This is a genomic window from Desulfobulbus alkaliphilus (assembly GCF_016918545.1).
Taxonomy (GTDB): Bacteria; Desulfobacterota; Desulfobulbia; order Desulfobulbales; family Desulfobulbaceae; genus Desulfobulbus; species Desulfobulbus alkaliphilus.
Window position 1 is genome coordinate 1 of record NZ_JAFFQC010000053.1, and the last position, 13,446, is coordinate 13,446.

At 51.9% G+C, this 13,446-nt stretch carries 12 protein-coding genes; 6 read left to right on the top strand and 6 right to left on the bottom strand.

Features of this window, described 5'->3' with window-relative positions; genetic code table 11:
- The first annotated feature begins 100 nt into the window (after nt 1-100).
- The gene (locus tag JWG43_RS16545; RefSeq protein WP_205244057.1) at nt 101-760 is read left to right on the top strand and encodes a hypothetical protein; all 660 of its coding nucleotides are present in this window, start codon (nt 101-103) and stop codon (nt 758-760) included.
- On the top strand, nt 732-1,571 hold the full coding sequence (locus JWG43_RS16550) for a hypothetical protein (RefSeq protein WP_205244058.1): 840 nt from the start codon (nt 732-734) through the stop codon (nt 1,569-1,571). The genes JWG43_RS16545 and JWG43_RS16550 overlap by 29 nt, the downstream gene beginning before the upstream one ends.
- A 166-nt stretch (nt 1,572-1,737) precedes the next feature.
- Here the strand turns inward: JWG43_RS16550 and JWG43_RS16555 are convergent, their stop codons facing one another.
- Both JWG43_RS16555 and JWG43_RS16560 read right to left on the bottom strand, forming a co-directional pair.
- Nucleotides 1,738-2,283, bottom strand: coding sequence for a carboxymuconolactone decarboxylase family protein (locus tag JWG43_RS16555; protein ID WP_205244059.1), 546 nt, complete (start codon nt 2,281-2,283; stop codon nt 1,738-1,740).
- A 76-nt stretch (nt 2,284-2,359) separates the two neighbouring features.
- Nucleotides 2,360-2,941, bottom strand: a complete 582-nt coding sequence (locus tag JWG43_RS16560) for a TetR/AcrR family transcriptional regulator (RefSeq protein WP_205244060.1) — start codon at nt 2,939-2,941, stop codon at nt 2,360-2,362.
- A 29-nt stretch (nt 2,942-2,970) separates the two neighbouring features.
- Here JWG43_RS16560 and JWG43_RS16565 point away from each other — a divergent pair, with 29 nt between their 5' ends.
- The 4 genes from JWG43_RS16565 to tnpA all read left to right on the top strand — a co-directional run bounded on the left by JWG43_RS16565 (nt 2,971) and on the right by tnpA (nt 4,743).
- Nucleotides 2,971-3,135, top strand: coding sequence for a hypothetical protein (locus tag JWG43_RS16565; RefSeq protein WP_205244061.1), 165 nt, complete (start codon nt 2,971-2,973; stop codon nt 3,133-3,135).
- Between the two features lie 233 nt (nt 3,136-3,368).
- Complete coding sequence (locus JWG43_RS16570) at nt 3,369-3,860, top strand: hypothetical protein (protein WP_205244062.1); 492 nt, start codon at nt 3,369-3,371, stop codon at nt 3,858-3,860.
- Entirely contained in the window at nt 3,800-4,486 is a 687-nt protein-coding gene (locus JWG43_RS16575) for a hypothetical protein (protein WP_205244063.1), read from the top strand. Before JWG43_RS16570 ends, JWG43_RS16575 begins: the two co-directional genes overlap by 61 nt.
- A 134-nt stretch (nt 4,487-4,620) precedes the next feature.
- Complete coding sequence (gene tnpA / locus JWG43_RS20580; protein ID WP_443112634.1) at nt 4,621-4,743, top strand: IS66 family insertion sequence element accessory protein TnpA; 123 nt, start codon at nt 4,621-4,623, stop codon at nt 4,741-4,743.
- A 203-nt stretch (nt 4,744-4,946) separates the two neighbouring features.
- Here the strand turns inward: tnpA and JWG43_RS16580 are convergent, their stop codons facing one another.
- The 4 genes from JWG43_RS16580 to JWG43_RS16595 all read right to left on the bottom strand — a co-directional run.
- The gene (locus JWG43_RS16580; protein WP_205244064.1) at nt 4,947-6,182 is read right to left on the bottom strand and encodes a diguanylate cyclase; all 1,236 of its coding nucleotides are present in this window, start codon (nt 6,180-6,182) and stop codon (nt 4,947-4,949) included.
- Nucleotides 6,183-6,468: 286 nt separating this feature from the next.
- Nucleotides 6,469-9,180, bottom strand: coding sequence for a response regulator (locus tag JWG43_RS16585; protein ID WP_205244065.1), 2,712 nt, complete (start codon nt 9,178-9,180; stop codon nt 6,469-6,471).
- A gap of 59 nt (nt 9,181-9,239) precedes the next feature.
- Nucleotides 9,240-10,157 carry a diguanylate cyclase domain-containing protein gene (locus tag JWG43_RS16590; protein ID WP_205244066.1) on the bottom strand — a complete coding sequence of 306 codons (918 nt, stop codon included), beginning with the start codon at nt 10,155-10,157 and terminating at the stop codon, nt 9,240-9,242.
- A partial coding sequence (locus JWG43_RS16595; protein WP_205244067.1) for a hybrid sensor histidine kinase/response regulator occupies nt 10,154-13,446 on the bottom strand: 3,293 nt, incomplete at its 5' end. The genes JWG43_RS16595 and JWG43_RS16590, both read right to left, overlap by 4 nt.

A 13,446-nucleotide genomic window follows, 5' to 3' on the forward strand; every position in this document is an offset into this window, starting at 1 on the left:
CACCAAGGAAGTGCTCACCAGACTCGCCTTCTTCGGCATGCGGCCCTTGCGAAGGGTCGCTCAACTCAATAGGGAGGTGTGGGGGAATTAAGGTGATTTTTTGTCCGATTTATCTTGCGCCACTGCACTTATCCATCCGTACAGGAACTGGTTTGTTTTGCCTCTTTTGGTGGGGCTCTGCCTGTACTTTTTCATACCCGGGTACGCAGCATCCTCTCAAGCCCTGACTTATCCTAACTGGTATGTATCAACGCGGGATCTTGCAGGGCTGATATTGGCTGGAGCATTCTTTATCGTACCCTTCATAATCACCGTGGATGTATTGTATTCTCAAAATATCCTTTTTGTATCCATATTCTGGATGTTCGGGATTGCCACTGGATTTCTCATTCTCTTCCATGCAGCAAAAAAGGCCGCTTTTTCTCTGGAACCCCTGGGGCAGGGCCTTGAGATCAGGACCTTAAGAATAAATAAATTGATTCCTTACAATGACATCGCATCGATGGATGTTTCCATGCAAACCCTGCCGGAATGGGGGAAAAAATTTATGAGTGTCTACGTAATTTTCAATCCGCATTTCCTGGGAAAATATTTTGCAGCACTGTACAGCAGGGATTATATAATAAGTCTGCACCAGAATGACGGCCTTGGGTACAGATTTTCATACTCATACCGTTTTCATAAGGTAGATGAATTCATTAATGAATTGAGAGCCAAAGGGGTACATGTAAGTGAACCTGTTCAGCCAAAGAGCAGCTAGGTCAAGTGCGTTTTCACCCTCTGCCGTGCACATCTTTCTGTTCGTTTTAATATACATCGGCCTGGCATGTATGGCATATGCTTCTTTGCCGGTCCCGGTGGAAACTGTTACCGGGTGTGTCAATGATAATAAGATAACCGTTCTGGAACCGGAAAGGTTTCAATCCGTTATTCCGAAGTCCATTGTTCCCTGCGCCAATATCTCTTTTGATTTTCAAGAAACAGAAGGCATGCTGATTCGGACGAGAGCGGGCATTGACCAATTTAATCGGATCATCACCTGTCCGGTTGACGTTGAGATATTGAGTACCTGTAGTTGGCAAAACAGATGCCTGAAATCCGATAATTTTCAATCAGAAACCGACACCTTCATCAATACCGGATCGGTCTGTGAAAGCAAATCCGGCATAGCTGACGATACAGTGCGAAATCATTTTTTGGCCGGGCTTGAGCATACGGTAAACGCTCACCAATGGAATACCTTAATGAATGAATACATTGACCAGGCTTATATCAATGAACAGCATGACGGGGTTCTGCGGAAAAATACCGGGCAATTATTATATGAACTGTTCTTTCCGGGTCTTCACGGTATTCAGCAATTGGATAGCAGCTGCCAAAGCATTCTGGATCTGAAGCAGAGTGCCTATGCGGATATGCTCTCCCTGATTCACGATTTCAATATTCTTGATGATCGTTCTGAAATCATTGTTTTTTCCTTCCATCTGGGTTGTGAAATCTGTGTCATCAGAAACTCTTTCCTGCTCAAGGAGCATGAAGGAACTTACAGCATAGCAGGCGCTGTCGGCTGAAATGCCGGCTATATTCTGGGGACTGTCATCTATTAACCAGCATGGCTGGATCAGATTGGCCAGCCACAACGGACAATGAAAGGTCGGCACTCCGGCATGGTACCGCCACCGGAACTAAAGCAGGCATGACCCATTTAGACCAATTCAATGGACGATCTTGTCAATTTTAAGACCTGACCGCGTTCTGTTGTTCTGCTGACGAACTGAAGGCCTCGAACAGGTGCGACATACCGAGCATGTTCGTGCCCTGGGTGCAGGCATCGAGGATGTCGCTGTCCTCCCAACCGAGATCGCGGAGATGTTGAACCTCGGTCTCGGTGATCCGCTCCTTGCGCAGGACCTTGCCCACGGTGGCAAGGAGTGCATTTTCTGCTTCGCTGAAGGCCTCCACATTGTTGCCGGCGGCGAGGTCCGCCAAGTCCTGTTCCGAGAGACCTGTTTTGCTCAGCCAGACCTTGTTGAGATTGACACAGTGATCGAAGCAGGTCTCCTGGGCCGCCAGAAAGCGGATAGCAGCTAAAAACGGGAAACTGAGTGTTTTATGGTTCATGAAATATTTGATTTGGGCGAAAAAGACCTGAAGCAACCCGGGGCTGGTGCTGGTAAGCTGCAAAGGGGCCGGCACCGGGCTTCGTTTCTGTTTGAAGACGTCATAGATTTCCGCGACGCTGCCGCTCGCCTGTTCTGGGGTTTGGTAGTGAAGAATAAACATGGGTTGCCTCCTGTTGGCAGTAGACTGATCGTCTCTTTGCGGGATGTGTGCCGGTCAGAGCACACCGGAAAACCTGTTATTGTTTGAGCAAAACTTTGAAGGTCATCTGCTGGAAGGTGTCCAGCGGTTCGGAAGAAGCAGTGGCCTTCATGCGAATCAGGGCTCCCTGCCAGGCCGAGAAAATATAGCGCGCCGTGGCTTCTGGCTCCAAACGGGTGGGAAGTTCACCTTGCTTCCTGGCTTCTTCGAGCAGCCGCGTCATGAATCGGATCAGGCCGTCAAACGATGATTTGAGTTTCTCACGAAAAAGTGGATTGACGTCTCCCAGTTCCTGTACCAGATTGCCGATGGGGCAGCCCTTGATGAAACCCTCCTGCTCGAAATATCGCTGGAACCAGAGAAAAAAACCGGCAAGCCGCTCCAGAGGCGGCTGGGTGGTGTCTTTGAGGATGGGTCGCACCTGTTCAGCGAACCAGACTTGATAATGATCCACCAGGGCAAGGCCGAACTCCTCCTTGCTCTTGAAATAAAAGTAGAAGGAACCCTTGGGCACTTCGGCGGCAAGGAGAATTTCCTGCAAACCGGTGGCGGTGAATCCCTTGTGATGGATGATGCGGCCGCCGCAGGTCAGGATATGATCGCGTGTTGCTGTTGTCATTTGGATGATAGTAGACCGGTCGTCTATCTTTGTCAACAGATCATTTTGCTCGATTTGTTGATATCCTCCGCCACAATCTTGCTCATCCGGAACGAGCGGTTGCCGTTGCCGGATTTGCCGGCCTGGCTGTTTTTATCGGTCTGAGCGTCATTGCCATCAAACGCCAGGTTGACGTGGCCAAGTCCTGTATCTGACCAACGTATTGTTGAGGCTATGGTCCCAAAAAAAGGTGTTGAGACGAATCCGCCACAAACCCGTAAAAACAATTGCATAAATATAAAAAGCCTCTATTCTGGACATAGGTTTTCTACCAAAAAAATCACATCCAAAACGAGGCTTTTATGGACCATAAACATATCAAGGCTCTTGTACGAAAACAACTGAAAACACAATTTCCGAACTGGAAGCGGCTGAGCCGCAAGGTTAAGTGCAACTCACCAAGCAGGTTCTCGCTGAAGTTGTCGCCGAATACGATCCAAATCTCACTCCCGCCCCTCCGAAGGAAGAGTTGTTGGGGATCGAGGGGCAGGCATCGCTTAAGGGTATCATCAATCTCCAGGAAATGGGGCGTTTCATCGAGATGTTTAACGCCAGCAGCATCGTGCGCCTCAGCGGCTATCAGCGTTCCCCGGTGTTTATCGAGGACGAGGAACTCCGCTTTATTGACGAGTTGCTTGATAACCGCATCATCAACCGTTTGCTTGCCTACCCGGGATACAGCCCGGCTATGCGGGAGCTTCTGCCCAGCACGTTCTTACGTGCCGAGTTGCTCAAGGCGATCAAGTATCCCGAGATCAGTTATCGTAAATTCTGCAGCAAGGAATACCTGGGCCTGGATCGCAAACAAAATCGGGTGTTTTGCGGATTGCCTCTAAACCGGAAGAAGACAACGACTGCAAACACCCACTGGCAACGCTGAAGATCAACGGTAAGAAAATACGCATCTACAACGACCTTGACTGTGATTGCGGCAAACGTCGCAACAAAAGAGACAAATCGCCTTATGTGATTGGCTACCGCCTGCATACCCTGACGGCCATCGACGCTGTAACCGGTCACAGCTTTCCCCTGGTCTCCCTGTTGGCACCGGCCAACCATCACGACAGTCACTTTCTACCGTTTCTGGTCAAGCTGGGCCAGGCCATGGGCATCGAACTGCGGCTGATCATCGCGGTTGAGGCCTATCATGATAAAGACGACGCTCTGTTTGCGGAAACCGGTGTGCGGGTGATTACCCCGCCATCCTCAAAAGTGCGTCTTCCGGAGCATATCGATACGCAGACAGGATCCGTTTTTTGTCATGGTGGCTGCGAGGTTGCCATGCTCCACATGGGCGTTGAGGATGGAAGCCACGAATACAAGTGTGACGCAACCGCAGGGGACTGCGACTATGCCGGTACCTGCCCTAATTATCGGCTCATCCCCCTGGATAGCGGCCATTTCCAGCGGATACCCTCCAGCTCCGCTCAAGTGCGGGAAGCATGGCAAGTATTTTTTCGGGGTATTGAGCCAAGCGACCATACGATGGGAAAACCGGCAGGGTAGAAGGGTAGAACAGGAACTTTATGCTGTGATAAGGTCAAAGCTGAAAAGAGTCAAATGTAGATTTGACCCCTTTGATGACCGTTATGCCATGATCCTCCATAAATTACAATTCATGAAGGAAGCACCATGGCGCAATCCCGAAAAGCCGACAATGCAAGAAAGCAAAGCATCTCAAGGACTGGCATGCCAGCGGACGGACCCAGGTGGATTACTGCCGGGAGCATAATCTCAGCCGGCATCCATTCCGAATAAATTAAAAACAACCGAAAAGTGCACAATACGGCTATGCCCCTCCAGTAATGCGAATTCCGGACCGGACAGGATTGCCAGATTCAAGGTGCATTTTTCTTTACCTCCGGGAATATTCCATTCCGTGGCAAGTTTACTCACCGCAGTGAATAAAAAAAACAAGATGGGTTACAAGTTTGGCTTTTGCCATGGAGAACTATAGACTTCCGCATTATTTATCCCTCTGCGTATAATGCCCTTCATCTAAACAAGCCACACGATTGCGCCCTTGACGCTTTGCTTGGTATAATGCCGTATCAGCTTTGTAAAGCAGCGTATCTTGGGAGGGGGCGTCATAGTCTTCAAATGTTGCCACTCCCAGGCTAACCGTTACTACCCCATTATCCAGTGCCGCGATGTGGGGAATTTCGAGTTTCACGATGTTTATCCGGATTTCCTCAGCAATGCGCTTTGCACCGGCGGACGAAGTGCCAGGCAGAAGCACGACAAATTCTTCGCCGCCATAGCGCGCACAGAAATCACCAGGCCTTTTGATGGTATGGCAGATCTCCCGGGCCACTTTTGTCAGGCACTGGTCTCCCTGTTCATGGCCGTAATGATCATTAAAATACTTGAAATAATCAATATCGATCATTATGAGGGACAAAGGTTCGTGATCCCGGTAGCTACGTTTTAACTCCACGGCGATCCGTTCTGAGAGACTGCGCCGGTTAGGCACCCCGGTTAACTCATCTGATGTGGCCTGTTTCCGGATAGTATTATACGCTTTGCCCAATCTTCGCCCACCTGTAAAAATACCGATAAAACCAAGCAAGCCGATACCGATATGGCCTAGTAAAAGGGCTGTCATGGGTATGGAAGCGTCAAAAGGTATGGTGACACGAAGGCCGCCGCGGATATCTCCTTCCCGGTAGCCTTGTGATGCATGACACTGTAAGCATTCAGCTTCGGCTCTCAAAGGCGCCATGTAGAAAAACACCGTTTTACCGTTTTCTTCGATGAATTCTCCTCTCTCATCCGCCCCCTTTTCAAAGGCTTCCAAGGCTTTTTTCTCTTTCGACCCAGGGCTGTTCTCTGGTCTGATCGGGTCCAGGCTGGTGAGGTGAAACGAGATATTCTGTTCTTCGGCGATCTCGGCGATCTGCCGCGTCATATAAGCCGGATTGATTTGAGTCAGAGTTAATTGTTCATTGGCATCGATATCCCGCAGAGGTGTTTCCAGGTACGGATTCGGCAGGGTTTCCAGGGTTACCGGAGCATAAACGCCACCATGCGATGCATTCCATTCACGGGTTATCACGATTAAGTCAAAAAAGCTTTTTGCCGTCTGAAAAGCGATTTTGTCCTGTTCTATTTTGGCACTCGTGTAATTCCAGTAAAAAGATCCTGTAATAAATGCGAACCACAGGAGACAGAGAATAATCAGGTTGTTTCGAAGTCCTGTCATTTTTGTATTATTCTGTATTTTCAATGCGTTTAGAAGTCGTGGTGTTTAAGATCAGCCAAAGTGAACATGCCAGAGAAAAGCACCGTTTCACAGCCGATATATGAAACAGGGTTTTTTACAAGGTTGACAAGTATCCTGCGGTTTTAGAGTGATTTGCCCACATCTCCAAAGGATAAATTGCAGCGTCATTGTGTACTTGCGCGACAGTGGGGATAGTTTTGGGACTAACAAGCAGGGCCTGAGATTTTGGTATAAGGATAGATTTTGCATTTCCTGCTTCTCAACATTATCCCTGCTTAATCGCCTCCCTTACTTTCACTGCCAGATCTTTCAGTGAAAATGGCTTCTGGATGAATTGCACCCCTTCATCGAGCACCCCGTGATGGCCGATGACATCTGCCGTATAACCTGACATGTAAAGGGTTTTAAGGTCAGGATGAATTCGAGTCAATTGAGATGACAGATCCCGACCATTCATCTCCGGCATGACCACGTCGGTAATCAGAAGGTGTATGGTTCCTTCATATTCTCTGGCAATGCCCAATGCATAATTGGGATTTTCAGCTGTTAATACCGTGTAACCGAGGCGCCTGATCATCTCCCTGCCCATTTTCAAAATAGCCGGTTCATCTTCGACCAGAAGGATGGTTTCAGAACCCATCGGAACTTCCCCGCTGGGCTCTTTCGCGGCGTGCACAGAGGATTTTTCCGTTTCATAGCAGGGAAAATATAATTTAAATGTGGTCCCTTCTCCGGGTTCACTGTATACGTTTACAAACCCTTTGTTCTGTTTGAGTATGCCGTAAATCGTGGACAAACCAAGGCCGGTTCCCTTTCCTATTTCCTTGGTCGTAAAATACGGATCAAACATGCGTTCCTGAACTTCTTTCTCTATTCCATGGCCATCATCACTTACTGCCAGCATAACGTATCGCCCCGGCATTGCATCCGGGTTGGTCTTGCGATATTCTTCATCAACGACTGTATTTTTCGTCTCTATGGTCAATTTCCCGACATCATGTATAGCATCCCGAGCATTGACAGCGAGATTCGCCATGATCTGGTCAACCTGGGAGGGATCAATTGATACTGGGCACAAATTATTGCCCGGATGCCATGCAAGATCAATGTTTTCGCCGATCAAGCGCTGCAGCATTTTCAGCATACTGGCAATGGTGTCGTTTAAATCGAGTTCTACCGGGTTGACGGTTTGCTGCCGGGCGAAAGCAAGGAGTTGCCGCACGATGTCCGCGGATTGCCTTCCTGCGGTGAGGATTTCCTGGATCATTTCGTGGAGGGGGTCTGAAGGATCGATCGTCTCCATGGTCATTTCAGCATAGCCGTTAATGATGGCAAGCTTGTTGTTGAAATCATGTGCCACGCCGCCTGCCAGGCGACCCACGGATTCCATTTTCTGGGCCTGGCTAAGCTGCTCCTGGAGTCTTTTATGCTGTTTTTCGGCTTCCTTCACAGGCGTGATATCAATTATGAAACCGTCGAGGTAGCCGACACTGTCATCTTCATTGTAAACAGCTCTTCCTTTTTCATGCACCCAGCGGGTGTGTCCGTCCTTGTGCCGGACCCGATATTCGATATCCCATAATTGTCCCTCCGAAACGGCCGTGTTGACGCTTTTTTCCACATAGCTCGCGTCTTCCGGATGGATCACGCTTGCGTAGGTTCGAACGGCGTTGCGAACAAATTCACCGGCAGGGTAACCGGTCAGCGGATCAATATCATCGCTCATGTATAGCATTGTCCAGTCTCTGTCGAGCATGCAACGGTAAGTAATCCCGGGGATATTGTCTACCAGTGATTGATACTGATCCCGGGCGCTCTTGATTTCAGCCTCCGCCCGCTTCCACTCGGTGATGTCCGTGGCGACTCCGACCAGGGCAATTTTGTTTTCCTGATCATCCAGAACGACCTGGGTCCGGCAGTCCATTATTATTTCTCGCCCATCAATGGTTTGGTTGACCACTTCCCCGCGCCAGGCCCCATACTTCAAGGTTTCTTCAAGGATCTCCTGCTGCGTGGCCCCCCGATCGGGATTGTCGCCGTATATTTCAGTCGATGCTTCAAGAATTTCTTCCCTTGAGTAACTCAGAGCCTGCACTTCCGCCTCGTTGACATAGGTGATGGTTCCATCGAGGTCCGTGATGGTCACACGATCCTGGATCTGGTTAAGCACGAGCGACTGAAGACGCATCTGCTCATCCGCTCGCCTGCGGTCGGTGATGTCCTCCGCGGAGCAGACCACGTATTCAACGCGGCCACGGTCATCCAGTTTCGGCGATTTGAATATGGACAGAAGCCGAAGATTCCCGCAGGCATCCCGGACCCACTCCTTGCTATGAACCGGCTTGCCTGTCTCAAACACCTCGGTGTTGCCTTCCTTGCATACTTCAACCTCCTCTTCGGGCATAAAATGATACATGTCCCTAAAGGCGATATCCCCGGGCTTGACTCCGAAAAAAGCGGCATGGGAATGGTTCACAGCCCCATAGGTGTGTGTGTCCGTCAGGTACCATACCTGGGTTCGGATGTTATCCAGCAGGATGCGCCGATCCAAGAGCGCTTGTTCCAGCATTTCGGTACGGAGCTTGAGATTCACCTGGTTGCGGACCCTGGTCCGGACGACAAGCGGGTTGAAGGGTTTTGTAATGTAATCCACGGCACCGAGCCTGAACCCGGTCTCCTCGTCTTCGACCTTGTCCATTGCGGTCACGAAAATAACCGGGATATCATGGGTCCGGGCATTGGCCTTAAGCCTCCTGCAGACCTCGTAACCGTCCATATCCGGCATGATCACATCCAGGAGGACAATGTCCGGCAGGGTTTTGTCGTTTACAAATTCCAGGGCTTTGGGGCCGCTTACGGCCACCAGGACGCGGTAGTCTTCCCGGAGCAAGCTGCCCAGGGGCTGAATATTGACCGGCTGGTCATCCACGATAAGCACGACCGGTTTCGACACTGTTTCCTGATGTGTAGTATGCATAAGTCACCTTTTTGCCTGTCAGGGTGCACGGCTGGATACCACGCGTGGACATCCTGTATTTATCCCGCACAAACTCGATTCCGGCCTGTTTTTTTTGCCGTATACAGGGCCTGATCCGCGGCCCCGAGGAGGTGCCGGGGCGAACAATTCGGGCTGGCCCGTTGTGTAGCATATCCGGCGGATATGGTTATATGTTTGGCAACGGGCGAAAAATCATGGGGCAGGGCAAGGTCGACCACGGCCTGCCGGATGCTGTCTGCCAGCATGCCCGCTCCCCCGGCATCCGTTTCCGGCAGCAAGACCACGAATTCCTCTCCGCCGTAGCGGGCCAAAAGATCCGAAAGCCGCTTGATCACGGTACTCAGGGTGCCTGCAATCCGCTGCAGAATGTCGTCGCCGGCACCGTGGCCGTAATGATCGTTATATTCCTTGAAATGGTCAATATCGATCATGACGATGCTTACAGCCTGACCGGACCGGGCTGTCCGCCGCCACTCCATCTCCAGGGCCCTATCAAAGCTGCGGCGGTTGGCAACACCTGTCAGCCCGTCAACCATGGCCAACTTCTCCAGCATGTCCGTATGGGTCTTGAGTTTTAAGTGGGTACGCACCCTGGCCCTGACCACAGCGTTGTTAAAGGGCTTGGCTATGTAATCCACAGCCCCCAGATCCAGGCCCATGGCCTCATCCTCGCTGTCGGACCTGGCAGTGATAAAAATGACCGGTATGTCCTTGGTCTTCGGGTCGTTCTTCAGCTGCCTGCAGACCTCGTACCCGTTCATGGCGGGCATCATGATGTCCAGCAGGATCAGGTCCGGGACCTTTTCGCCTTTTGCCAACTCAAGGGCCCTGGTCCCGCTGGCCGCCGCCAGGAGGGTATAATCCTCCCTGAGCAGGCTGGCCAGGGCGTGAATATTGACCGGCTGATCGTCCACGATTAGCACGACCGGTCTTGGAAGTGCCAGATAGTCTTTCATGTAAGATTTATCCCCGCCTGTTCCGTGAGCTCCGCGAGTAGTTCGGCAGCCTGGTCATGGTCAAAGCTGTCCACGAGATCCCTGAGCCGGCCTGCCGTCTCCTGGCCTGTCCGGTGTTTCAGAAAGCCGGTCACTGCATTGAGCACATCATCGTCCACCATCTCTCCGGTACGCAGGAATGCCAACAGCCGGCTCATGGCCGTCAAGGCTTCCTCCCGGGAAACGTCCCCTTCCCACTCAGGCACCCGGGGCAGCGCGTTCAACTGATTGTGAGCCTGTGCAAGGGCGCGGATCAATTCAAGGCGGTGTTCGCGCGCAACAGTTCTGTTTTCCTTGACATCATGCTCAACGGCCACGGCAGCACCTGCCAGGCGCTTTGCCCCGACCGTCCCGGCCAGCCCTTTCAGGGTGTGCATCATCCGCATGAAAACCCGGCGCTGGGCAGCATCATATTCATTCACCCGCTCCAGCATTTCCGGGGTGGACTCAAATTCACTATCCAACTGGTGCTTGAACTTATGCAGCATCTTTAAATAAAAAAGTTCGTTGCCTTCAAATCCATACAGCCCCTGCTCAATGTCGAAACCATCAAGATGCTCAGGCAATAAGGACCCCAACAGTGATGCCGTCCCGGACCCGGGAGGGATCTCCTTGCGCTCTTCCAGCCACCGCCGAAGGATTCGATACAGATCCGCGCTGTTGATGGGCTTTGGCAGGTGATCGTCCATGCCCGCTTCCATGGCTTTTTTGCGATCGGCCTCCATGACCGCAGCGGACACGGCTATGATGGGAATGCTTGAGTGGGCGCGAATGTTCCGCGCGGCTGTAAACCCGTCCATCTCGGGCATCAGAAGGTCCATCAGGATCAAGTCAAAAGGCCGGGTCAGGGCCAAATCCACAGCTTCGGCGCCGTTATTCGCGATGACCACCCGTGCGCCCGTCCGGTGCAGCATTTCAAAGGCAACTTCCTGATTGAGCGGATTGTCTTCAACCAGCAGAATGCCGGAGCCGGCAAAAGATGGGATGGAAGGGGGTGCAGGGGTATTATCCGTTACGGACACGGGGCAAAGCCCGGCGGTGCCGGCTTCGGTCAGGGCGGCAGTAAGGGCCCGGGTGGTTACCGGCTTGGCCAGAAAGGCATTATACGGCGGATGATCCGCGGGCATGTCGTATCGGCTGTAGGCGCTGATAATGAATACCGGGGGTTCATACCCGGATAGGACACCCTCCTCCCGGAGTTGATTCAGCCGGGAAAGCGCCTGAAGTCCGTCCATCTCGCCGGGCATTTTCCAGTCCATGAGAATGAACTCAAAGGGCATTCTGGCCTGAGCGGCCTTGGTTGCGGCCTGCACCGCGGCAAGACCGCTATCGGCCTCGGCCACCTCGAAACGAAAGCTTTCCAGGATTTCCCGGAGTACCTTCCGGGCTATATCCTGGTCGTCCGCCACCAGGATGCGGCCGCCGGGATTGATCCGACAGGAAAAACCAATTGAGTCGCTATCATCGGAAACTACCGGCAAATCCAGTTCGAAAAAGAAAACGCTTCCTTTTCCCGGTGTTGACTCCACCTCCAGGCTTCCGCCCATTAATTCCACCAGACGCCGGCTAATGGCCAACCCAAGGCCGGTTCCCCCGTATTTTCGGGTTGTGGAGGCGTCGGCCTGTGTAAACGCTTGGAACAAACCCGCTATCTGCGCCTCATCCATGCCAATGCCCGTGTCCCGAACCTCGAAGCGAAAACCTGCCGTTTTCCGTCCGCCTTCCCCCGCCTCCCGGATTCCACTCGCCGCCTCCCGTATGCCGATTTCCACCGCCCCCTGCTCCGTGAACTTCAGGGCGTTGCTCAGCAGGTTGGTCAGGACCTGAGCGAGGCGAAGGGAGTCACCCGATAGTGTGCGGTGTACATCCGGGGCCACCCGGAAAACCAATTCCAGTCCCTTTTCATTCGCTGCGGTTGCGAAGAGGGCTTTTAACTGTTCAAGAAGTTCGTCCACCCTGAAGGTGTGCGGGTCCAGCTCCAGCCGGCCGGCCTCGATCTTGGAATAGTCAAGGATGTCGTTGATAACCCCCAGCAGCATTCGCGAGGAACTGCTGATCTTGCCCAGGTAATTGCGCTGCCTGTCGTTCAATTCCGTCTGCATGAGCAGGTCGATAAGGCCGATCACCGCGTTCATGGGCGTACGGATCTCGTGGCTCATGTTGGCCAGGAAATTTCCCTTGGCCTGGCTGGCCTCTTCGGCCCTGGCCAGGGCTTCATCCAGTTCGGCATTTTTGAGTTCCATCTGCTGTGCATACTCGCTCAGCTTTTCTTCGGTACGTTTTCTGTCCGTGATGTCAATATTGGTTCCTACCCAGCGGACCTTATTCCCCGCTTCGTCTTCATGGATATCGCCCCGGGTCAGAATCCAGCGCCAGCTGTTATCCTTGTGGCGCAAACGGTGCTCGATTTCGTATGATGTCGTTTTCCCCTCGAGGTGGTCATTGATGGCTTTTTCAATCCGGCATGCGTCATCCGGGTGCCAGAGTTTGCGCCATCCCGAAAAATCGTTTTCTATTTCGTGATCTTCATATCCCAGCATCCTCTTCCATTGCGGGTGAAAATACACTTTGCTTTCAACCATATCCCAGTCCCAAAGGCCGGCCCCTGTACCTGCAATAGCCCGGCTGAAACGATCTTCACTGATGAACAGCTTTTCTTCGGCGAGTTTACGATCCGTTATGTCGAACTGGACCCCGAAGTGGCCTGTAATTCTCCCCTGGTCATCATAGATGCAAATATAATCACCTTCTATTATCATGGGTGTGCCGTCCATACGCTGCTCCTCGGTTTCCACATGCCACCGCCCCTGATCAAACAGGCCTTTCCAGATGTATCTTCCATGCTCCGGATCATGGGCAAAAAGGTCGTTAGGCGTAAGCCCGGTGAAATCTTCTTCCCGGGCCCCATACTGGTCAAGTAGCGCCTGATTGAACTTGGTCATGCGCTGATGCGCCATAACATAATCCAGCATCGCCTCCTTGTCGGCTGCCGCGTTCCACGCAACGGGCTCATCTATCATCATGATGAAGAAACCACTCAGGGACTGGGAGAAGAACATTTCTAGCTGCTTCTTGCTTAGCGAAAGAGCAATTTCCGCTTCCTTTTGTTTTGTTATGTCCCACTGTTGATTCGCATCCCCAAAGCCGACAATAATCTCAACTACGAGTACCACCGATACGAGTAAGAGAAGCAGCCGGCTGGATTGATCCAGCCGGCTGTAGGGAAGTAGACAGCAGTCTACCGCACCGA